The 24,245-nt window shown below is 43.3% G+C and carries 19 protein-coding genes; all 19 read right to left on the bottom strand.

Annotated features, from left to right (window positions below; genetic code table 11):
- Nucleotides 1–4 precede the first annotated feature (4 nt).
- The 19 genes from H5125_RS09490 to H5125_RS09400 all read right to left on the bottom strand — a co-directional run bounded on the left by H5125_RS09490 (nucleotide 5) and on the right by H5125_RS09400 (nucleotide 24,243).
- Nucleotides 5–994, bottom strand: a complete 990-nt coding sequence (locus H5125_RS09490; protein ID WP_101087678.1) for an HlyD family secretion protein — start codon at nucleotides 992–994, stop codon at nucleotides 5–7.
- Nucleotides 984–2,417, bottom strand: coding sequence for a TolC family protein (locus H5125_RS09485; RefSeq protein ID WP_101087679.1), 1,434 nt, complete (start codon nucleotides 2,415–2,417; stop codon nucleotides 984–986). Before H5125_RS09485 ends, H5125_RS09490 begins: the two co-directional genes overlap by 11 nt.
- Nucleotides 2,418–2,597: 180 nt before the next feature.
- A complete protein-coding gene (tldD, locus tag H5125_RS09480) occupies nucleotides 2,598–4,046 on the bottom strand; it encodes a metalloprotease TldD (protein WP_101087680.1) in 1,449 nt (482 codons plus the stop codon).
- Nucleotides 4,047–4,156: 110 nt separating this feature from the next.
- A complete protein-coding gene (locus H5125_RS09475) occupies nucleotides 4,157–4,987 on the bottom strand; it encodes a carbon-nitrogen hydrolase family protein (protein WP_101087681.1) in 831 nt (276 codons plus the stop codon).
- Complete coding sequence (locus tag H5125_RS09470; RefSeq protein WP_182744112.1) at nucleotides 4,911–9,224, bottom strand: YhdP family protein; 4,314 nt, start codon at nucleotides 9,222–9,224, stop codon at nucleotides 4,911–4,913. Before H5125_RS09470 ends, H5125_RS09475 begins: the two co-directional genes overlap by 77 nt.
- Complete coding sequence (gene rng, locus H5125_RS09465) at nucleotides 9,224–10,714, bottom strand: ribonuclease G (RefSeq protein WP_059747760.1); 1,491 nt, start codon at nucleotides 10,712–10,714, stop codon at nucleotides 9,224–9,226. The genes H5125_RS09470 and rng overlap by 1 nt, the downstream gene beginning before the upstream one ends.
- Nucleotides 10,715–10,795: 81 nt before the next feature.
- Nucleotides 10,796–11,383, bottom strand: coding sequence for a nucleoside triphosphate pyrophosphatase (locus H5125_RS09460; RefSeq protein ID WP_101087683.1), 588 nt, complete (start codon nucleotides 11,381–11,383; stop codon nucleotides 10,796–10,798).
- 57 nt (nucleotides 11,384–11,440) lie between these two features.
- Entirely contained in the window at nucleotides 11,441–11,932 is a 492-nt protein-coding gene (gene mreD / locus H5125_RS09455) for a rod shape-determining protein MreD (protein WP_011639151.1), read from the bottom strand.
- Nucleotides 11,929–12,885, bottom strand: coding sequence for a rod shape-determining protein MreC (gene mreC, locus H5125_RS09450; RefSeq protein ID WP_101087684.1), 957 nt, complete (start codon nucleotides 12,883–12,885; stop codon nucleotides 11,929–11,931). Before mreC ends, mreD begins: the two co-directional genes overlap by 4 nt.
- 63 nt (nucleotides 12,886–12,948) lie before the next feature.
- Nucleotides 12,949–13,998: a rod shape-determining protein gene (locus H5125_RS09445; protein ID WP_011639153.1), complete on the bottom strand. Its 1,050-nt coding sequence runs from the start codon at nucleotides 13,996–13,998 to the stop codon at nucleotides 12,949–12,951.
- A gap of 192 nt (nucleotides 13,999–14,190) precedes the next feature.
- Nucleotides 14,191–18,516 carry a DUF6701 domain-containing protein gene (locus H5125_RS09440; protein WP_182744111.1) on the bottom strand — a complete coding sequence of 1,442 codons (4,326 nt, stop codon included), beginning with the start codon at nucleotides 18,514–18,516 and terminating at the stop codon, nucleotides 14,191–14,193.
- Entirely contained in the window at nucleotides 18,506–18,961 is a 456-nt protein-coding gene (locus tag H5125_RS09435; RefSeq protein WP_101087685.1) for an MSHA biogenesis protein MshP, read from the bottom strand. Before H5125_RS09435 ends, H5125_RS09440 begins: the two co-directional genes overlap by 11 nt.
- Entirely contained in the window at nucleotides 18,951–19,778 is an 828-nt protein-coding gene (locus H5125_RS09430) for a prepilin-type N-terminal cleavage/methylation domain-containing protein (protein ID WP_182744110.1), read from the bottom strand. Before H5125_RS09430 ends, H5125_RS09435 begins: the two co-directional genes overlap by 11 nt.
- The gene (locus tag H5125_RS09425; protein ID WP_182744109.1) at nucleotides 19,778–20,314 is read right to left on the bottom strand and encodes a type II secretion system protein; all 537 of its coding nucleotides are present in this window, start codon (nucleotides 20,312–20,314) and stop codon (nucleotides 19,778–19,780) included. The genes H5125_RS09430 and H5125_RS09425 overlap by 1 nt, the downstream gene beginning before the upstream one ends.
- The gene (locus H5125_RS09420; protein ID WP_409085814.1) at nucleotides 20,304–20,786 is read right to left on the bottom strand and encodes a type II secretion system protein; all 483 of its coding nucleotides are present in this window, start codon (nucleotides 20,784–20,786) and stop codon (nucleotides 20,304–20,306) included. The genes H5125_RS09425 and H5125_RS09420 overlap by 11 nt, the downstream gene beginning before the upstream one ends.
- Before the next feature lie 305 nt (nucleotides 20,787–21,091).
- Nucleotides 21,092–21,601 (bottom strand): type II secretion system protein, encoded by a 510-nt coding sequence (locus H5125_RS09415; RefSeq protein ID WP_182744107.1) that lies wholly within the window; start codon nucleotides 21,599–21,601, stop codon nucleotides 21,092–21,094.
- Between the two features lie 65 nt (nucleotides 21,602–21,666).
- The gene (locus H5125_RS09410; RefSeq protein WP_162024061.1) at nucleotides 21,667–22,272 is read right to left on the bottom strand and encodes a prepilin-type N-terminal cleavage/methylation domain-containing protein; all 606 of its coding nucleotides are present in this window, start codon (nucleotides 22,270–22,272) and stop codon (nucleotides 21,667–21,669) included.
- A 109-nt stretch (nucleotides 22,273–22,381) separates the two neighbouring features.
- Nucleotides 22,382–22,960: a hypothetical protein gene (locus H5125_RS09405; RefSeq protein WP_101087691.1), complete on the bottom strand. Its 579-nt coding sequence runs from the start codon at nucleotides 22,958–22,960 to the stop codon at nucleotides 22,382–22,384.
- A gap of 68 nt (nucleotides 22,961–23,028) precedes the next feature.
- A complete protein-coding gene (locus H5125_RS09400; RefSeq protein WP_182744106.1) occupies nucleotides 23,029–24,243 on the bottom strand; it encodes a type II secretion system F family protein in 1,215 nt (404 codons plus the stop codon).
- Nucleotides 24,244–24,245: the final 2 nt, after the last annotated feature.

Here is a 24,245-nt window from a genome sequence, read left to right as displayed (position 1 = left end):
CTTATTAATGTTCGGCAAGCTTGTCGGCACGAAACAATACCGACATACCAACTCGTAAATCGACAATCTTTTGCTTAGGTGTCAGTTCAACTTCAAAGGTACGCATATCAAAGTCATGGCCGCTCTCTGTCGAGCGCCAAGTGGCAAAATTACCCATAACACTAACGTGCGAAACGGTAAATTCGACTTGCTGCTGTAGTGCTGGAATATCTAACATGACGGTTTGATCTTGTTTAAATAGCTTCAATAAATCTTCTCGAACTTGTAATACGGCCCACGCATCACTCATATCAATAATGCTTACCACCGGAAAACCACTCGGCGCAAGCTCACCTGCTTGTAATAATACTTCACTCACCTCCGCTTTTTTAGGTGAGCGCATTTGGCTGTCGGCTAAAATGGCATTGACCTCGTTAACCGCACCTTCTGCCATACGAGTTTTTCCTGCGGCTGCGGCTTTAGTTTCAACCCGCGCGCCTTCATTTGCCATTTGATACATAGCGTAAGCTGCTTGCTCGGTATATTTAGCCGCTTGCCATTGGGTATAAGCTTCATCGCGCTTTTGCCGTGCGACAACACCTTCATCAAATAAGTTTTCAATTCGTTGGTAAGTTTTTAGGCTAAGTTCGGTTGCAGCCTTGGCTTTTAACCACTGTTCTTTAGCTGCGGTAACTTGTTGCTGCCTTGCGCCATTTTTAGCTTGTTGCTGCATAGCCGTTGCCGCTTCAAGGCCGCCTTGAGCCTGCAGTAACTTAGCATCTAATTCTGGGCTGCTGATGGCAAACAAAATATCATTCACATTGACTTGGTCGCCTTTGCGAACCAAAACTTGCTCAACTCGGCCAGGAACTTTAGACGAGATATTATATTCGCGAGCTTCTATTTGCCCTTGCAACACTGTCGGTTGAGGCGTAAAAGCTAGCATTACACCGTACCCTAACAATAATATAACTAGCACGAATGCGACCACTGCAATAATCTTGTTAGCCCGCATAAGCAGCCCCTTGAAGTTGAGTTCGGTTAATAAATTCATCTACTTGACCACTAATGGCCATCACTTTGGCATAGGCTTGCATATAACGATATTTTGCACCTAATTGCTGAGTTTTCACTGCAGTTAAGCTCAACTCGGCATCAATTCGGTCAATTGAAGTGGATAAGCCTTGGTTAAAGGACAACTCTCGCAATCGTAAATTCTCGGTCGCCAATGCTAATGACACATCCAGCGCATCCGCTTCTTCTTTAGCTTGCAGCATTTGCCGATAACTCTGATCAATCAACAAACTTAAATCTTGTTTGGTTTGTGCTTTGGTGTAACGCGCTTGCAGTAAAGCACTTTTCGCCGCGAGCACTTTTCCACTGCGACCATCACGGCTAATAAGCGGTATGCTCATACCAACACCCACCATCCAGTCCGGCTCTACTTGAGAAAATAAGCTGTCATCTTCATACAAGGTGTAGTTGCCGTATAAATACACAGTGGGGTAGTAACTGCCCTTTTCTAAGTCGACTAAACCATTAGCTTGAGCTTCTTTAGCTTCGAGTAGTTTTAACGCCGGATGCTGAGTTAATGTCAGCTGGCTAAGGCGGGGCAATGAAGGTTGTTGTTCGAGTAAAAACAGTGCCGAAATAGGATCGACCGACGGTATATGTAACATTCTCGCTAGCGCAATTTCGGTCATTTCGTATTGACGCTTGGTTTTGCCCCAGTTGACTTTGGCATTTTCTAATGCGACCTGGGCATTTAAGCGTTCAACTTTGGCTATTTGGCCTTGTTGTTCTAATTTTTGGGCATGACTCACATGCAAAGTCAACGAGTCCACCAGCTGCTTTTGGGTATCTACTAAGGTTTTTGTCACCGATACTGCGTAGTAGCGATCAACTAACTGAAGAAATAACTCACGCTGAGCTAGGGCAAACTCTTGTTCTCTCTCTGAAACTTGGGCAGCATGTATTCCTTGGGCTGCAGTAATTTTACCACCGGTATAAATGGGCCACATGGCTTGTAAACTGGCACGAAACACATCTTGTTCGGTAAAAGGAGTGACAAAGAGAGAGCCTGGGATTTCAGCTAATGCACTACTAAGAGCTGCTGGTAATGTACTTGTGTCGAGAGTCGCTAATGGATTTAAGTCACGTAAATCAAGTTCGATAGGTTTTTCGAGGCGAGTATAGCTGCCAGCAATATTAAGCGATGGGTAATTTAACGCATCACCAGCATCCTCTTCCGCTTTGGCGCGGTTGACTAGCTGAGCTTTAGCTTGAAGCTGATCACTCACTTGCGCCAATTGCTGCCAAGCATGACTAAAGGTAACGGGTTCAGCAAAAACACTAAGATGGACAAATAAAACACTGAAACACAGAGTAAAGTTCACTCGTCTGCGACAATATGTACTGATATGACGTTGTGCAACCATAAACACCTCTAGAGTTAATACTCTAATTCCTTGATGAATTATAACGTAATTCCGTTATTATCACAGCCACTAGATCATAACGTGCATATTCACTCACATAAGATAGTGATCACAGTGTAGATCACCATAACTCACTGAGCATAAACACTCAGTGAGTGACCAACACAGTAAAAGTTAGTGTTAAGCGGTACCACCAACCGTTAGGCGATCAATTTTTAGAGTAGGCTGACCCACACCAACGGGCACGCTTTGTCCGTCTTTACCGCACACGCCAACACCTTTATCTAAGGCTAAGTCATTACCTACCATTGAAATGAGTCCCATAGCTTCAGGGCCATTACCAATTAAGGTCGCGCCTTTAATCGCCTGAGTCACTTCACCGTCTTCAATCAAATAGGCTTCAGAAGCCGAGAACACAAACTTACCTGAAGTAATGTCGACCTGTCCGCCACCAAAGTTAGGCGCGTAAATGCCTTTTTTAACCGACTTAATAATGTCGGCTGGATTTGACTCACCTGCATTCATATAGGTATTGGTCATGCGCGGCATAGGTAAATGCGCATAAGATTCACGGCGACCGTTACCTGTAGGCTCTTGCCCCATTAAGCGGGCATTTAACTTGTCTTGCATGTAACCTTTTAAAATACCGTTCTCAATTAAGGTGGTTTTTTGGCTTGGCACGCCTTCATCATCGATGCTCAATGACCCGCGACGATTTTCTAAGGTGCCGTCATCCACGATGGTCACTAAGGTAGACGCCACCTGCTGGCCCATTTTACCGCTAAATGCACTGCTGCCTTTACGGTTAAAGTCGCCTTCTAAGCCATGGCCAACTGCCTCATGCAATAAAACACCAGGCCAACCATTACCTAACACCACGGTCATTTCACCGGCAGGTGCATCAATAGCGTGTACATTAACTTGAGCTTGGCGCACCGCTTCGCGGGCAAACTCAAAACTCTGCGGTAAGCCAGCTTCATCGGTGGCTAAAAAGGCGCTGTAATCGTGACGACCACCGCCACCAGCACTGCCACGTTCGCGCTTACCTTTGTCTTCTAAGATAACACTACAGTTAAAACGCACTAATGGACGAATATCTGCTGCTAATGTGCCGTCACTGGCGGCTATCAATATTTCTTCATGTACGCCCGATAAACTTACGACGACTTGAATAATACGGCTGTCGAGACTACGAATATAAGCATCGGCTTGCTTTAACAAATCGATTTTCTTCACTTCGTCCATAGCCGCTATTGGGTCAGCACTGTCATACAATTTATGGGCTGTTTGGCGCTTAAAAGCTTGTACTTTATGTTGCTCACCAGCACTGGCAATTCCGCGGGCAGCTTTTGCTGCTGCATCTAAAGCTGCTGGGGTGATTTCGTCAGCATAAGCAAAACCGGTTTTTTCGCCGGTAATAGCGCGCACACCTACTCCACGTTCAATGTGAAAGCTGCCTTCTTTTACAATGCCATCTTCTAATACCCAAGACTCATGACGACAAGCTTGGAAATACAGGTCTGAAAAATCGATATTGTGTTGATGAATGGTATTTAAGTAACCTTGCAGTCCATCTAAGGTTAATCCATCTTGCAATAAACTCTGCTCTACTTGGGTTAAAAATGGCATTAAAACTCTCTTTTTTAATTGGTAACGCGTACTGCGAATTTGGTTTCTGTCAGGCTCGTTCAGTGTTATTTAAACCAGTATTATTTAAACCAGTATTATTTCAACCAGTGTTATTTCAACTGCGGTTCTATAAATCGATTATGGCCTATCACTGGCATTTGTTGACGAATACGCCGTAGTTCCGTTAAATCGACTTTAGCTTGTACCCAGCCGCATTCAGTGGCTTGCTCTGCAATCACTCGGCCCCATGGGTCGACGATCATACTGTGACCCCATGTTTCTCGACTGCCCTGGTTATGTTGTCCCCATTGGCCCGCCCCCAACAAATAACATTGAGTTTCAATGGCTCGGGCTTGTAATAACACCTGCCAATGCGCTTCACCAGTGACTTTGGTAAAAGCAGAAGGTAACGCAATATAGTCTGCTCCCGCTAAACGCAACGCTCGAAACATATCGCCAAAACGGATATCGTAACAAACGGCTAAGCCGACTTTGCCAAAAGGGGTGTCTATAACACAAATGCTATCACCGGGATGAAAGGTATCACTTTCACGATAAGTCTTGGTGCCATCTGCCACCTCAACATCGAATAAATGCAGTTTATCGTAATGACCTAGGGTGACGCCATGATCATCAAAAAAATAACAGCGGCTAAAGACTCTACCATCATCAGCACGCATGGGAATGGTGCCGGCAATAAAATACACTTGGTATTGTTTTGCCATTGCAGCTAATGCATCTTTAAGCTCACTTTGATGCTCGTTGCCAGCATGTTCAAGTTGCTGGCTTTCATGGCCACCAAACAATAAACAACACTCGGGCAACACCACTAATTGCGCTTCATCGGCCTCGCGGGGTAAGTCTTTAAGCTGCGAGTCGACAAACGCGAGATTGGCTTTGACATCGCGACTGCTTTGACATTGTAATAAGCTGATTTGCATTTCTCACTCCTGGTAGCATAACGACGTTAGTTGCTGGCTCGGCTAAAGTTTTGCGCATTCGATCAACTTCAGTGTCAGTCGCTGATTGTTGATTTACATCAGATGAATTATCGATACCAGGCATAAGTTGCGTGGATGGCGAGCTGGGTAGATATTTATCATCCACTTCAAGGCTGTTATCGCCACGCTGAACATCTGCCTCAACGTTATTTTCTGCTTTACTGTCTATGTTAGCTTTAGTTTCTACGTTAGCTGTAGTATCTAAGTTAGCTTTGGCTTTAGTTCCAATAGTCGTCTCTACACTGGTCTCGTCCGCTTGCGGTAAAATTGCTTTAGGTATTTCGATTTCTTTACTCTTACGCTCAAGCTCTTCTAGCTGCGGGTTGTCCATGGTACCGGTGACTCGGAAACGAATTTCAGAGATAACTTCAATAACCGGTTCTAACACTTTCGTTAGGGCAAACGCGCCTAAACCTAGGGTCCATGCACTCGTACTCAATAACACCACGGTTGGCACACTTGACGCAAGTTGCGGCACAAAACGAATGTCATAATTTAAGCTTTGGGTGGTTAAGTCGGTGTAGCCTCTTACTCGCATATTACCAGCAATAGCATCCATTTCAGAATCGGTGGTTTTAACCACCCCATTATCAATCGTCAAGTTACCGTTAAATGTATTGAAATATAAACCTTCGCCAAACACGTCCGAAAAATCTAACGATAATTTGCGCAACAACGAATCTAAACTAAATAACGAAAACACTCGGGCACCTTTATCACTAATTTCCGATAAATGACCTTTGCCCAAATCAAACTTAAGTTGGCCATTTAAGGTGTCGAGGGCGAAGTGATAAGGTGCGCCTTGCCAAGATAACTGACCGGAGAGGTCCAGCGGTGCATCTTGTAGCCCAGGGTTTATTTTTAACATCGTCGATAGGTCATCAAACTTGTCAGCCTGTAAATTAACCTCAAATAGGGTTTTATCGGTTCCATTTTCGACAGACCATAAGCCATTGGCCTGTAATGCTACCGTCGGCTTTGTGATGGAAATAGTTTGAAATTGGTAGCCTTGCTTATGTGGTAAACCTTGTAACACTAAGTGGCCTAGAGATAAATCATTAACGCTAAAGTCATCAACATCTACAGCTAAAGTGGGCAGATGCTCTAGCATCGACGTTGGCGCTAACTCAACGGTTTCAGGGCCACTCACTACCGGGAATAAATGCAGCTTTTTCGCGACCACTTTGATGCCTTGGTCACGCCAGTTAGGATAAAAATCGATACGTCCCGCAAACTGTTGTGAATCAGCATCAACGCGCCACACATGTTCAGTGGGTTGAGCATCAAAATGCAGTTTATCAAATGATTGTCCCAATACATTTAATTGAGCGATGTTGGCATGAATACCGACTAATTTAGGGAATGCGGGGGCTGTAGCTTCAATCGGTGAGGTGGCATTATGTTGTGCTGTAGCGCCAGGTAGCTCTGCAGCCGTTAAGATACGGTCGCGTACCGATGAGGTGATCACTTCAGGTTCTGCTGTGGCACTAAAGCGATTGATAAGCGGGAGCCACTGCGCTAAATCCACTTTTGGCAAGTCTAAATGTAGATGTCCTTGTTGCTTATTTAAGTTATCACCTAGTCTAAAGTGGCGACCAATCATGACATCATAATAGGCAAGCTGACTGCCACTATCAGCATTAAATCCACCCCAAAACTCCAGATCATTACCCAACTTAATACTCAATGATGATTGTTTGTTATCGCCAATAAGATCCGCACTTAGCTTTCTGGGCTCGTCTGCAGATTTTTGATAAGGCATCGGTAAATCCAATGACGTACCGATAAGATCGGAATTAGCAGAGACTTGTAAGCTGTAACCACTGGGGTCAAAAATCATGGTTAGCCCGCCGTTCCAGTCTAGCTGCCCATGGTACGTTTCCGTCATTGGGTTATGTAAACTGGCAGGCATAGCATCAAGATCCCATTTGCCACGCATATCGACATTCAATGCTAAATTGCTGTTGTGTTTACCGGTCTTTACGCTAAACGTTAACGGCTGTTGAAATAATCTGGCCTTAATATTTTTACCTTCAATCAATTGATTTACAAAGCTCACTTGACCTGACACAGCCTGTAAATCTAAACCAGGCGAGTTAATAAACACTGGGTTATTATCAAGTGTGACTTGGCCTTTAATCAATTGTTCACCCCCTTTATATAAGGGAATGGAAAGATCTAATGTGGTATTAATATTTCGCTGAATTTGCACCACATCTAACGTTGCCCCAACAGAACCCCGCAATGAAGAGGCATTAATCACTTTGGTGGCGGCTTGTGCATCGGTGGTGATATCTGCTTCTACTCTTAATAAAGATTCTTTACCAAGATGTGGAATAGAAACTCGCGCACCGTCCACCACCACGTTATCGAGTTTGCCCTGATCAATATGCAAATCCATCATGTCATTTTCAAATAATGCGGAAAGCGTGAGCGAGCTAACGGCAGGCCAATTTGGTTGGAATTTAAAGACGCCGCTATCAAGAGTAAAGCCAGCTTGAAATACGCCACTGCTATCTTGATAAGGATAATCGCCTAATGCACCATGCCAAACGACTTGTGCATCGTTTATATTCCCAGCCACTAAACCGTCATTCAGGTAGTTGATTAAATTGGGGCTCATCGCCATTAATGGAAAATACCGCCCAAGATGAGAGACATCATTAATAGTCACATGAGCAGCTAAACCCATATGTGTCTGCTGGGAAAACTCAAGATTCAAACCTGCTTGCAGGGCAATATCATCATTAATAAATTCAATATTAGGTACTGTTAAGCGTTGTTGTTCGACATTATAACGCCCCATAATTGGGCTGCCGCGCAGCACAATTGGTTGACCAAAGTCACCGCTAAAATCGAGCGTATACTCCTGCTCTGGTAAGGCAAACTCGAGTTGATTATTGGCCCAGGTTAATTGAGCATCAATAGGGCTAATACCAGGTACTGACAGATAAGGTTGCCACTGTAATTGCTGTAACTCGACCTTGGCAATAAGGGGTTTGTCGTCCGGTTTATACAGCCTAATCGGCCCAATTAGCCCTTGAGGGTTGAGTTGTTGCCAAATATTCACTTGCTGCTTACCCAAATCGGGCACTAGCGGCAACATTGGGGTTAAGTTCGCTGGAATAATCTGGTTAGCGTAACCAAAAAAGTCACCCTCGCGAGTGCCAATTGCCAATGTCAATGATGGCCAAGTTTGATCATTGGTCGATAAATCTAAATCGTGGCTGTCTATTTTCCAACCATCGGGTTGTAGAGTCCATAGCAATGAACCTGAGTTAATTGCAAATTTTTGCTGGGTGTCTGCATCGTGCCATTGCAACCAGCTGGGTTTAAAAACCAATATGCCATCACGAATTTGACGATGAGCAAATGTCATCCACGCATCGAGGTTTATCACGCCTTGAAATTCAATATTATCAGTGTTTGTTTGAGCGGTATGCTGCCTTGACGCCCATTCACCTAGGTCTAATGAGTCTGCGGTAACATAAAGCTGGCCTGCTACAGTATCGGGTTGATAACCATCCCCTGTAAGGTCAATGCGTAATGTTAATTGCTCTTGCTCCGACTTAAGCTGATCGACGTGGATAATACCTTGCGCTTGGTGACGATTAGCCGTGTTTTGCCATAGCAGATTATCGATAAAAATCGGCTGATAAGCATGTTGTTTACTCACCAGTTGTAAAGACGCGTCGGTAATTGAAAAATGTCCCAGCTGTTCTAGTAACAGACCATATAACCAATCAAGATTAGCTTTATCGCCCACTGTAGCCTGGTCATCACTAGCCGTTAACTCATCAAGATTTAACGCGACTTTAACGCCATCAAATACTACCGTTTCAACCTGTGGGCTCAAGGTGAAAAGCGATTGCCAAAAATCGAGTTTGATATGCACATTTTCGCTGATAACGGTAATCGGTAAGTTATCTTGTGGCGGTAAGACTAAATTATTAACGGTAAGTGCTGGCCCAAAAGCTTGCCATTCTGCACTCAGTTTATCCATCTGCACATGCAGTTGGTATTCACTTTCAAGATAATGGATTAACTCAGTACGTACTTCAGGAATATGGGGCAATAAACCACGAATAAGGCTCACAACCAGTGCAAAAAGCACCAGCGCGATAGCCAAAATTTGCCAACATAATCTGTTGATAGTTACTGCCTGAGTTGTCGACACTACATCATCACCACATCATATTTACTTTGAATGTATAACGGTTCATTTTGCAAACGAATACGCTTACCAATGTAGACTTCTAATTCTGCCAGCAAATGCGATTCATCACCACTAAAGCTCATATACACCGCCGGCGAGCAATACAGTAAAAACTCATCGGCTTTGTATGCTCGGTCTAAACGGATAATCTCTCGAAAAATTTCATAAGACACGGTTTCAATCGTTTTCATGGTGCCGGTGCCTTTACAGGAAGGGCATTCACCACACACCACATGCTCTAAACTTTCGCGAGTACGTTTACGGGTCATTTCCACTAAACCTAAGCCCGAAAAACCACTGACACTGGTTTTAACGCGATCTAACGCCAATGCTGCATTTAAGCTTTCTAGCACCCGCGCTTGGTGTTCCTTACTTAACATATCGATAAAGTCGATAATGATAATCCCACCCAAATTGCGTAACCGTAGTTGCCTTGCAATTGCTTGAGTGGCTTCGAGATTAGTATTGAAAATGGTTTCTTCTAAGTTGCGATGGCCAACAAATGCGCCAGTATTGATGTCGACGGTAGTCATGGCTTCAGTTTGGTCAATAATTAAATAACCACCAGACTTAAGTTCAACTTTACGGCCCAAAGCCCGTTGAACTTCATTTTCAACATCATACAATTCAAAGATAGGTGCGGGACCGGCATAATGTTCAATTTTATCCGCAATTTCAGGCATAAACTCTTGCACAAACTGTTGCAGCTCTGCATAAGTTCGACGCGAATCGACTTGAATATGGTCAAGCTCAGTACCGACAAAATCACGAATGATCCGCACTGGTAAGGCTAAGTCTTGATACAGTAAAGTGACGCCTTTACGCTTACGACGCTCGCTGACTTTAGCCCACACCCGGCGTAAAAAGGCCGCATCTTGAGCAAGTTCATCTTCACCCACATTTTCAGCCGCGGTACGAATAATAAAGCCGCCGTCATCATCAACATAAGGAAGAGTAATATTTTTAAGGCGTTGACGTTCATCTTCAAGCTCAATACGTTGCGATACGCCAACATGACTAGAACCAGGCATAAAGACTAAATAACGTGAGGGTAAGGTAATGTCAGTCGTAAGGCGGGCGCCTTTGGTACCGAGTGGGTCTTTGACCACTTGCACCATAATGTCTTGCCCTTGACGCACGAGCTCAGCAATATCACGCACCACAAAGTTGCCTTTTTCGACATCGGCAACACATTCGGTATGAGGAACAATATCTGAGGCATGTAAGAAAGCAGCTTTATCTAAGCCAATATCAACAAACGCGGCTTGCATACCTGGGAGGACACGGCTGATTTTACCTTTGTAAATATTGCCGACCAAACCTCGCTTCATGCGACGTTCAATATGCACCTCTTGTAAAACACCATGCTCGACTAATGCAACACGCGCTTCTGTTGGCGTGACATTGATAAGTAATTCTGTGCCTTTTTTACGTTGTGCTTTTATGTTCATAAGCCACCAGTATTCGGGTCATGCTCCAATCGTAATATTGACAGCAGTTGTACCACCGTAGATGACCGATTAAAGCAAAGGTTAAGTTTGCTGCATCATGCAGGCTAATAATTCACGTGTTTCGACTAACGGCAAACCAACCACTGCAGAGTAACTGCCAGTAATCGATTTAACAAAACAACCACCCAGAGCTTGTATACCGTAAGCACCGGCTTTGTCCATCGGTTCACCTGAGGCAACATAAGCATCTATGTCTGCTGCAGACAATTCACAAAAGCTCACTTGGGTACGGCATAGTCGGTTAAAGGTGTGTTCACCGTCTGTTAATGCTACCGCGGTCATCACTTCGTGAGTTTGACCGGATAATAATGCCAGCATACGTTTGGCATCATTTAAATCTGTTGGTTTACCTAATATCAGGCCATTTAACACCACTATCGTATCTGAACCCAGAACTTGAGGCTTAACCACATGACCGCTAAGCACTAGGCCCGCTTGGGCTTTTTCAAGTGCGAGACGACAGACATATTGCTCTGCCGTTTCAGTCAACAAAGGTGTTTCATCAATGTTGGGTGCGACAAGCTGAAACGAAAAATCGAGATGACTAAATCCCGCTTGCGCCAATAATTCTTTTCTTCTTGGTGATGTTGAAGCCAGTACCCATGCCATCGGTTATTTACCCTAATTAGTGTACATTAAAATCATACTCACTTTAGTGCGTAAGGATTAACGTACTTTATAATGGCGGCGCATATTGCGTAACACCCAAAACACCCACCACCAAATAAATAAACTCGAAATAGCGGGTAAAAACATGTCCACATTAAATGGGGCTGCGCCTACAACAACAAACTGCACCCAAAATATCACAGCATGATAAATACAAATAAAACAAGCAACCAGTAACGACTGTTGCCAGCGAGGATAGTTACGTAACTGTTGGCACAACAACACCACAATATAAATCACTAATGATAATGCTAATGAACGGATCCCTAGATGAGCTCCCAACAACACATCAAGCATCACCCCTAACAACCACGCAGTGAGAATACTGTAACGATGCGGTAGCGCCATGGCCCAATACATCATCACCATCAATAGCCAATCCGGTCGCCAGGCTTCTACCATTTTTGGCAACGGCATGATCTGAAACATCATCCCGATGAATAAGGTCAGCCATACCACTAAGCGACCATTTGCAATATGTGCGCTCATTGGTTTACCTCGCTTGTTACTGGTGTAGTGGTTGTTTCTACGGGTTGAGGTTGGGGTGCTGAAGAATTTGCAGTGGCAGCGGCTTTATCTGCCGCTTCTTTTATTAACTCTTGTACGTCATTAGGCAGCGTAAACGGTTTGGTTTCATCAGGCCAAATCAGTAACACGTATCGAATACGATCTAGCGCTGCCAAAGGCTGAGCATAAATTACGGCATAACTCTGGCCATCATCACGCGACACACTAATAACGCGCGCGACAGGATACCCTTCAGGAAAACGATTACCCAGCCCTGAAGTGACTAATAAATCACCCACTATAATGTCAGTGCTTTTCGCCACATGACGTAGTTCAATTTGATCAATATCACCCATGCCATTCGCAATGGCCCGCACATCGTTACGGGTAACACGTACCGGAATACCATGAGTGGTATCTGACACCATCAATACTCGACTGGTAAACTCACTAACCTCCACCACCTGTCCCACAACGCCCTGGGCGTCAACCACAGGTTGACCAACATAAATGCCGGTTTGCGAACCATGATTTAACACCACAAATTGACGAAATGGATCACTGGCCACTTCCATCACTTCAGCCACCATTTTACGAGAGTCCATGTGCACAGGCGAACCGAGCAATGCGCGTAAACGCTCATTTTCTTGGCGAACATGCTCAAAACGCTGTAAACGTTCTGACATAACCAGTTGTTGGCGTAACAGTTCTTTGTTTTGCAGTTCAAGCATATTGCGGGTGGCAAAAGCCTCGGCTGACCAGTCGAGCATCACCCCTGGTACATTGGCTAAATACTGTAGAGGACTTAATACTGAGGATAAAGATTGGCGTATTGGATCAAGGCGATTATTGGTCATAAGTAATGCCACCGACAAAATAATTGCCAGTGTCAATCTAAATTGACTCGAGACGCCACGAACGAAAATTGGTTTCATAAATTGTTCGCAACTTTGTTAACCCATAAAATGCCATTAACAAAGCCGCTCAGCAGTTGATAATTAGTTCTCTTCAGAGAACAAATCACCACCGTGCATATCAATCATTTCAAGAGCTTTACCACCACCACGAGCAACACAGGTCAGTGGATCGTCTGCGACCATAACTGGAATACCGGTTTCTTGCATTAATAAACGGTCTAGGTCACGAAGTAATGCACCACCGCCAGTTAATACCATGCCGCGCTCAGAAATATCTGACGCTAGCTCCGGTGGTGATTGCTCAAGGGCAACCATTACCGCGCTCACAATGCCAGATAATGGCTCTTGTAATGCTTCTAAGATTTCATTGCTGTTTAAGGTGAAACTTCTTGGTACACCTTCAGCAAGGTTACGACCGCGCACTTCAATTTCAAGTACTTCGTCACCAGGGTATGCGGTACCAATAGTATGTTTAATACGCTCAGCTGTTGCTTCACCAATTAAACTACCGTAGTTACGGCGAACATAATTGATAATGGCATCGTCAAACTTATCTCCACCGATACGCACTGATGAAGAATACACCACGCCATTCAATGAAATAATCGCCACTTCGGTCGTACCACCACCAATATCGACAACCATAGAACCGGTCGCTTCAGATACTGGTAAACCCGCACCAATCGCAGCAGCCATTGGCTCTTCGATTAGATAAACTTCACGAGCACCAGCGCCCATCGCTGATTCGCGAATAGCACGGCGTTCAACTTGAGTCGCGCCTACCGGAACACACACGAGTACGCGAGGACTAGGACGGAAGAAGCTGTTGTTGTGCACTTGTTTGATAAAGTGCTGAAGCATTTTTTCGGTAACATAAAAATCGGCAATTACGCCGTCTTTCATTGGACGAATAGCTTGAATATTACCAGGCGTTCTGCCTAGCATTTGTTTTGCCTCTCTACCGACTGCAGCAACTGACTTTGGTCCATTGCTATTGCGTTCGCCGCGAATGGCAACCACTGAGGGTTCGTTCAACACGATGCCTTCATCGCGAACATAAATAAGAGTATTTGCCGTACCTAAATCGATGGATAGGTCGTTAGAAAAAATGCCGCGCAGCTTTTTGAACATGTATCAGGCCTGTATTCTGTGAAATCAGAAGAAGAAAAATCAGCTAACTTTATCAATGACACCCCCATTCTACAAGACCGAACAGGTTAACAATTGCTAATCTGACGTTTTTTTTTGTAAAAGTATCTAAATAAATGCTAATCGGTCAAATTTAATCCTAAAAAGCGTAAAAGAGATGCTTTTTTATTCGGATCATTGACTCACCTCACGCCAATAAATGATCTTATCATGGCCTCGGTAGCGACCAAAGTACGCACTTGCTCTTGGGTTATAGAGCTGAGTCGGACTTACTTGGTCCCAATTCCAATACCACTTAAGCCAATCCTCGACTTGTAGCGGTGCAGTCACTTGACCTCGATATGCTACAGAACCAGTGTTTTGCCATAATAAGGGGAGTTGGCCATTGTTCATCGTAACGTTGACGGCACTGTTGCCATCACTACGGGTAACGGTTTGACCAGAGGTTAATAATGGGTCGTATATTTCGCTACCATCAAGTAGATCGACTACTCGAGTACAGCTATCACTGACGTTAGTTATCCAGCCGCTACCATTCCAATATTGAGCATACGTTGGCATGCGTAAAATTTCATTTTCAGGGCCATAAGTATTATCCATCACCACTCTGCCATGACGAAAATCTTGAGTCGACAATTGTTTCGCATTGCAGGTGTTACTGTCAGCGCAAATAGCACTGCTGTCTGCACGCATATCAGGTGAGGCAATAAACGACACCGCTCCATCATTATCAAATGCTTGTACGCCAAGAGCTAACTGACTAAATGGTCCATCCACAGCCGGTGCCACGGTACGACGAAAATTTGCTTGATAAGATAATCCGACGTTTGCTTCACCCAAAGCCCAAGAACCAGCATTTATTGGTAAAGCACTTAATCTACCACTCAAATCTACACCATTATTGATGTTTTCACCCACAAGGCTTGCACTACCTTTAGCAAAGGCTCCTTGATAATTTTGGGTTACGTAAGTACCGGTATTCAAGGCACTTAATGTTAATGTCAAACCAAACGGTTGATCCATGTAGGTAAAGCTACCGCAAGATGGCAATACACTTGAACTGCTGACTAAAAATCGGTCTGGTATAAAACGACCTATATTAGTAGATGCGGCTAATGGAATGTCATAAAAACTCGACCCTAAATAGCTACTCGGTGGATTAGCGGTAAAGCTAAAGACGCCCACTTCGGTTACCGACTGAGAGACGGTATTACTATTAGTCGTTTGCGCAGCATGATTGTATAGCGATGATCCCACAGCCCCTAACACACCTCCGGCTGGAGCAACCAACTGATGACCTAATACAATATTAGTATGGGAATAATTAGGGGTATTTACATTATCGCAGTAATTTGTGTCCCCATCCGCTTGCCATGCTTTACCTTGAATAATTAAATCAAATGACTCGCCAGCTTTTTTATATCGATTACAAGTACTACTAATATTTGCAGAGCACTCTGCAACACTATCTTTGGGGGTAACGCATAAGCCTACAGGGAAACTAACAAACTGATCTGAACCTAACATGATCAACCCCTGCTCATCGCCTGTGCCAGTATACTTTGCATCTAGCTGCATTTTTCCTGCATCAGGATAGTTAACAATAATATCTGCTTTTCCTTCTGCATCGAATGCCAACGCAAGCGTGGTTGCTGCACTACTCTGTTTACCCACCACGGTATTATTTACAGTCGATGACTGGCCATTAATTGGTGTATTTGGGGTGATATAAGAGCTCCAAAAGTCGACATTTTTAGTCATTTTAGAAAACAGAGGTACACACTGTTGAGTGATATCTGAGGTTTTCACTGCACTAATAGTAATTTTCTCGGTTGGTTTATTAGCCAACTTATCCGGCACAGCAAAAATAAACCCGCTGCTTGCAAAACTTAAAGTACAGCTTGCTGTATTTAACTCGCCCGAACCACTGCGGCACAGGGTATTACTGCCTGCTATGGTTAAAGGAACGGAAGATGTCACCCCAATAGTGGTTGGCGTAGTCACATTGTTGCGTAAAGCGACCGTTGTACTGCCATTTTCAAATTTCACTACATTGGTTTTATTACCGTCAACATACCAAGCGCCATTTGAATTAGGAGCAAGCGATAGATTAGCCTCTACAGGCTCAGTAAATAAATTACATACCGCATTTTTACAGGCTCTGACCGTCATAGTTTCGGCCTTACAGGTAAATGGCGAGCTCGTATAGTCAAACTCAAAATGATGAATTTGTTGACCGACCGGATTGGATTTAAGGGCACAAACCTTAAAGTTATCCATCTCATGATTATTATTGGAACCACCCGTGGATCCTGTAATTGATAGGTAAAAATCTTTAGGGACAGGAGCTTGCCCTGAGAAACTTAATGCATCAAAAGGAGCTATTAGCGTTTCGTAATTATCCGTGATGCCATTATTCGTGGTATCTCGCAGCACTGACACCATTGCCTTCCCCGACACTCTTGAGTCAATAATGATTTTATATTTATGATTAGGCTGAGCACTGGATGTACTTCGAACGTCAATTTTAGGACTAATATCAGCACTAGTACCGATTAAATACCGATAACTTGTTGCTGCAGAACCACGAATTGCCACGGCTTGCCGCCTAAACCCGGGACCGCCATTTTTACCTTCGTTGGGGCTAGAAAAGTTACCGTATTCATCCAATGCTATACCCAACCAACCACCAGCAAAACCTGGAGTGCCATTATTACGCTGGGCATATCCCAAAGCTCCACCAAAGCTGCCAGGTTGAGGGGTAATGCTTGCATCAGACAAAATAACGGCAATGCCATCAGCACCCGTCCCACTTTTGTCCGACCAAGCATAATAATCAAACTCCAGCTCAACTAAATTATTCGCAGCAGGGAATAATCGCTGATAAGTACTGGATGTCGCTTGATTACCGCTAGCAGAGGTAAAACGCAGACGCCCTTCCACTATTGTAGGCGGCAATGAAGAACCTAAGACCTTGAGCGCCCAATCATCACCAATATCAGAACGCGTAAATTCGTCACGAAAACAAATTAAGGTGTCTACTTTTTTCTCAAAAGCCACAAAACTGTAATGCTCCCAACGATGTTTGCGGTCGCTATCGCTAAAAGTATCTTCATCAACAACCATACTCACTTTATCGTTAGTCAACTGACAACGTCGAAGCCAGCCGCCATCGCCACCTAAACGGCTATTTTTACCCGCGACTAATATAGGGGCTCCCTTAAAACCAATTAAAGGCGTGGTATAACGACATTGCTCACTTACATCTTTAGTACCACTATCAGTAAACGTTTGTGCTTGACCAAAGTGATAATTAGTGTCGACACCATTTAAGGTCATAGTGCCGTTGCCTGATTCCAATATTAAATAGCCAATGGTTTCATTTTGTATTGGATTGTTGTTCAAATTACCAGGTTGGCATTGCCCACTGCTATAAACCTCAGAGGTATCTAACGCGAGTTGTAGCTCTGAACCGCTGGATGTTGATGTGCTAGTAAACCAACAATTATTATTTTGAGTTTGAATTTGGTTTAATACAACTTTGTTGTCTAGGGGTAAAGTAACTGACGTATAAGGGGAGTTCGAACCAATTAAAGCCTTATCGTAGTCAACTGAACCTGCGATTAACTTTGTATTGTTAGGTAAATCATAGGCACCAGCTGTTACCGCTATCCAATGCACTTCAGGCATTTCAGTCGATTTCACATAAGGGTTATCGGGTGATTCAGGTTCTTGTTGTGACCAAGTAAAACCTTGCTCAGAAACACTATCAATAAATACCGATGCCGGGCCATCACTGTCACTTTCTTCGGTGGTTGGCATTAAAAAAATTAAGGGGATGACGTCGGCGGGAAATGCCGCGTCAAATTTTACATATGTTGAGTCGTTACCAGACACAGTAGATTTACCATATTGGATATGAAATGTCGCAGCAGTCATATCGCACATACCATTAAAATTTGTATTACTAATGGGTTTAAAATCGACGCTACTGTTACCAGAAAGAGTCAAGGCGCCACCAGCCCCAAGTGCGCCAGAAATGCTACTATTGCCCGACATAGAAACAGAACCCGCCACATACACGATTGCATTAATATTAGTGTTGCCAGAAATGCTTAACGAACCTGCCACATAAATAATCAGGTTTTCTGGGGCCTCGTCTAAATTGATATTGGCGTTGTTCAAATTTAAGTTATTAAAATATAAACGCGCTGTGGTGCCCGTGGTTGAAATAACTGCTTTATTGCCAAAGTTACCATTATCGTAATCATAGTCTCCAGGCAGGAATTGATTACCACCATCTCTGTCACAGGTCGTTGAGCTGCAGTTTAAATCTGATAATGGAGAGGCTAAAATACCTGACGGTAACACTAACCCAAAAGGAGAATGGTTACCTGAAGCGGGGTCGGTAAATATGCTGTCGCATTGTGGCGCTGCAAAAACCTGCCAAGGTAATAACAGCCAACAAGCCAATAAAATAAAACCAAGATTATTGCGCACGGGCTTCTACCTCCACTTGGCGACTGACTCGCAAACATGTTGAACTGTTTGAGTTTCCTACACAGTTAGCTGTTTCGCATACCGCTAAACTATTAATTCGATATTGAACAACACTGCCAACGCTAGCGGTATTACAACTAATGGTGACACTACAATTATGGAATCCAACGGCGTTATTTGGCGGTGTCCATGTAGAGCTAACACTAGTACAAGTTGCCACAGTGCCACCAACCGGAAATAACTCAGCCAGCGCAGCATCGGCGCCACTATTAGCGCTAAATAAAGCTCGAGTGCCCCACACTTCCATGTTCACGGACTCATCAGCATCGCCAACAATACGAATTAAACTCGCGGCAAGTAAAAACATCACCGTTAGCACAAACACCCCGATGATTAGTGCGCTACCTTGTTGTGAATGTTGGGTTAATTTCAGCTTAGGGAACATTCATCACCTGTACTTGATGTTGATATTGAAATGTTTCACCATTGACGCTAAATAGTGGCTGCAAATGCACTATAGCATTAGTCACCAGTGTCGATGGAGTCAAGATCACCGCGGGATTAACCGTAAAGGTATTAGTGATATTTTGTGCCATCAATACGCCATCGCCCATTGCAGCTGGTGCAGGCTGATTGACCTTATAACCATAGTTTTGGTACAGGCGCAGATCAACATTGCTAGCTGTATTAACAAAACAGTAGCTTAATGGGCTATCGGCAACAAACAAGCGTTTTAACGGTGAGGCCTCAGTAAAACGCACACTTTGAGTTAATGTAATGGTGAGTTGATCGCTTATTTCAGCCACACTCTGCACAATAAATCGTTTGGCGGTTGTCCCTTGAGGGTTATAAATTTCTGCGGTGGTAAGTGGATATATCAGCACTGACTGATTGTTAACTATTGGACGAATACTTTTAATTGCTGTTAAATTGTTTTGCGCCGTTTGCGGCACAAACGGTGCATTAATATAAGACGTACTGGCTGCAATAGGCAACAACTCCAAACATTGAAAACTACCATCGATTGCGGTTAACGTTCGCATACTGTTGGGCACCGCACGTCGAATATCCCGTGTCATCCGCTCGATACCAAAACGGCTTTGACTGAGTACTTGATCCACAGCACTCGATTCGACAAAAATTCGGGTGCCAAAAATCACAAAACTACTAATCCCAACAATAATAATCCCTAAGATTAAAATGACCGTAACCATTTCAATTAAGGTAAAACCTGCTGCTTTTAATCCTCGTCGTAAAGGCATTAGTAGTTACTCCTTACCGCTTGGTAAGTGATCACTTCATTGGCAGGCGTTGTCACCGCTACTGTAATTAATTTTTGCGCTTTCGTTGCTGAGTCGAGATATGCCACAGTGACTTGCAACTGATAGCGAGGATAGGCTTGGACATAAGTTTGGCTTGAGTCGAGCATGTTATCGTCTTCATCCAAACCATTATAATCATCAACGTCGTTGAACGTGTCTCGGCTTTCACCGTCTAGGCCTAATGCTGATGCTGCAGTACAAGCGATACCAGTAGGTGCATTACACGCTGGTACTCCGCCATTGGGATTAGTATTTTGGTCATATCGCTTACCCCAAATTTCATTCATTACCGAATGAGCTAATTCTGCCGAACGCACTCTTTGTAATGTTGATGCTGCTCTATCCGCCTGGGGAAAAAGCATACTGGTGAGCATCACTATCGCAATGCCGATCACCATCATGCCAATAACAAGTTCGATTAAAGTAAAGCCACGAGTAGATTGTGATAAACGATGAAATTGAGTTTTACAGAGCATAAATATACCCCTCTGACTCGACCGCAATGGCTAAGGTTTCATCTGCCACCACATTAAAGCAATGGCCAGAACAAGCCGGAGATAACATGCGACCTAAGCTGTCGAAGGTAATCGAAAACACTTGGCTAGCATTACTGGTTAAGGCGACATGAGCATTGCCGCTGAAGGTTTGTTGTTGCTCTATACGTACTTGGTTTGTACATATGCTGGCGGCTCTTCCGCTAAAATGGCGTAACGTATAACCGCTTGATGTCACATCAATTTGATAACACTGATCAGTATTCTGGATGGCTTTCAATTGGACCTGGCGTAACTCACTAATAAATTCACTGCGTAAACTGTAGGCACTAAAAGATGAATCAGACATCAAACGCGGCAACACCGCCACGGCTATAATACCAATCACAATCATGGTAGTAACCAATTCAACCAAGGTAAACCCAGCTTGAATATGATGTTGTCGATTCACTATAATGATGTCCTTAACTTAATGGGCTGAATATTTACTTTCTATCTCTTTTTACAAATGAAAAATGACTAACACATGCTTCAGGTAACAAATCCAAATAATCATTACGCTTAATCAGTATGGCTAAAATAACATAAAATATTTGTCTATTTATTAAGTTAGTCAAAAAATCACTGATTCACATTGTAACAATAATCGCCTTCAGTATTAGCAAATCAATTGTATTGATAATCCTATGTCACCTTAGATAGAAAATAGTTAAAAAAAAACCTGCAATCGCAGGTTTTATTATGACTAATGAGCAATGATTAACATTTGTCTGCATCAGGTATTGTACCGTAATCCGGAACATCACCTGCTGTTGAAACTGGAGTGTATTCAAAAAAACATTCGTATGGAGCACCATTTTGCCAAAATTTCACAGTGCTATCATCAGAGAATAAAACCCAATCTTTATTACTTGTTGAGGCTACATTACCTGTTGTAATATCTGCTGAAGCCAATTCAACACTAATCTCAATAGCTGTTGGAAAGTTATCTTCAGCACTGTCCATATAACCAAATAATGTTGATACTGTTTCACCTGTAGCAATAGTTACAGGTGTTGCGGCAGTGCTTTTTTCTAATCCAGATAACGCCGCTTTAGAGTAAACAAGAGTATTAGCACCTTGAATAGACGCTTTCAAACCATTTAGCGCAGAAACACGCGCATCACCTTGTAAGTTAATAAACTTCGGCGCTGCCGTAACCGCTAAAATACCTAGAATAATGATCACTACCACTAATTCGATTAATGTAAAACCTTGTTGTTTTTGCATATTAAATAACCTCTATAGAAAATAAATGGGTAAACCAACATCACTGCGAACAGTGGTAAATCAAATTAGTTGTTAGTAAACGATACGACCTGACCCGTACCTGCATTATATGTTACACCGTTAGCACCCGCAGTGTCTAAATCAGGCGCAGGATCTGCTACACCCGACGTTTGATTTAGCGCTAAAGTAGCCACTTGGTGATAAACACACAAATCAAGACCAGTAACCGTTTGGCCATCAATACTGGTAGATGAACCGCCGACACCATTTTGCATTCTTACGGTATAACGATGATTACGAGCATCCTGATTGAACAGTACATTTCTAGGAGCATTTTGTAAAACTGAATCAAATACTTCCTGACATGTTTCGTTGGTCATTGAGGTAACATCAGTATTGGTTGTGCCGGTTGGAAAACCAAAACGTGTATCGAGTGATACGCTAGTACCATCTAAAATAACATTGTTGTTACGACGACCATCAACTTCCCATTGTGCGCGAACAAAACTCACTGCTGTGGCTAAACCACCAGCAACACCATCAACACTGGCGTCTTCAGCATCATCGGTCACATTTAAAAAACGCGGGATCGCTGTAGCGGCTAATAAACCGAGGATGACAATAACAATAACCAACTCGATCAATGAAAAACCTTGTTGTTTCAATTTCATAATAACTCACTCTTATCTATAGCGCCTACAACAGGAAATAATACTGATTAAGCTATAACTTCACTAATATTAGCAGCTTATTTAAAATTTAACACTAATGGCACAAACTTTATCCATCGCTCATTAAAAAAATAACTCTACCGGTTTGTAGCTGATAACTTAAACTGGCTGTATTGCCTGAATAGTAGCGGCAAATGTTCTCATCAGGCTGATAATCTACCGTAATATTTAACTCTTGAACATTAGTTGCCAATAAATGCCCCCACAGTTGTTCACAACCTTGGACATCATTAGTGTCAATGGTTGGCCAACCTTGATTAGACATAGCAATCCAATTATCGGTGCCAACCAAATCAGCATCAGTATTAATAGCATCCATCTTACTCGGAGCATCTTTTGATACTGTATTGTCATCGCTAATCTTACTTGATGTCACATTCGATGCCATATGATGCCAGGACAACTGCATTTTATGAGGTCGGCCAGAAGCTAACCACTGACTACGCACCATAGCTAAGACATTCAAAAAACGATTATGTTCAAACTCTAAACCACGCCCACCTATGTTTGAGGTAGTATTGACATAACGTCCGCCAAAAATAGCCAGCAGCGTTAACACCACCACAATCGCAATAACTCGCCCATAGACTTTAAGCAGATCGCCATCCGCTTTTTGCTGGCTCAACATCTCGATACCCAATGATCTGTTTGCATTCTTTGTTGCATTCTTTGTTGCATTCTTTGTTGCATTCTTTGCTAACCGCCTTTTACCACATTCAGCATATCCCACATAGGTAGATAAATACCCAGTGCCAATATCAATACAATGCCAGCAACAAATGCGATTAAAATAGGTTCGAGTTTTGCGGTGAGGTTTTTTAAATCATAATCCACCTCACCTTCATAAAAATCAGCGGCATCATTGAGCAGCTGATCTATTTGACCGGTTTCTTCACCCACGGCAACCATTTGCAATACTAATGGGGTAAACAATTGGCTGCTATTTGATACCCTTAGCATTGACTCACCAGATTCAATACCACGGCGCATACCCACAATTTTGTCATGCATATAAGCGTTATCGACCGCATCTGCGACCAAGCTTAATGCCTGTGTCATCGGAACGCCTGCACTGAGCATCATCGAAAAACAGCGACAATAACGTGACAAGGTTGAGCGCTCAATAATAGATCCAATAACAGGTATGTGCAGCTTCCATAAGTCCCATTGCCTCTCGCCCTTTTCAGAGTGATGCCAGTATCTAATCCCGACTATGATGCCGATTAATAGCACAATCATGTGAGGCCAAAAATTAACAAACAGATTAGACGTGCCAATTAAAATTTTTGTCGCCCATGGCAATTCAGCACCAAAACGAGAGAACATATCGGCAAATTTAGGGATCACCATAATGTTCAAAATAACCATCGCAATAGTAATCGCAATCAAGACAAACATCGGATAACGCATTGCGGCTTTAATCCGTCGACGGGTTTCTTGTTCTCGCTCGATATAACCAGACAACTGGATAAAAGCATCTTCCAGCTTACCGGTATTCTCACCAACATGGATCATCGAGACAAACAACGAATCAAATATATCTGGATGTTGATTCATTGCCGAAGATAACGGCCTTCCCGACGTCAGCTGCTCTGAAATATCATCTAAGGCTTTTTTCATTCGATCGGAATGGGTTGTTTCTGACAAGCCCGCTATGGCCCTTAAAATAGGAATACCTGAACGCGTTAACGAATACATTTGCCGACTAAAAATTTGTAACTCTTCCAGCGACACCTTGCTTTGAAATAAGCTCATCGAAAAAGATTGCTTAGTTTTCACTTCGCGCAATTCTAGCGGAATGATCCCGCGAGAAAGCAACGCATCGGCCGCCGCGCTTTCATTAGCAGACTCAAGCTGTGCACTGACCGCCTGCCCTTGTGAATTACGTCCTCGATATTGATATAGTGGCATTG

The organism is Shewanella sp. SR44-4, assembly GCF_014163715.1.
Lineage (GTDB): Bacteria > Pseudomonadota > Gammaproteobacteria > Enterobacterales > Shewanellaceae > Shewanella.
Note: the sequence above shows the minus strand (reverse complement) of the source record. Positions and strands in the feature narration are given on the sequence as shown.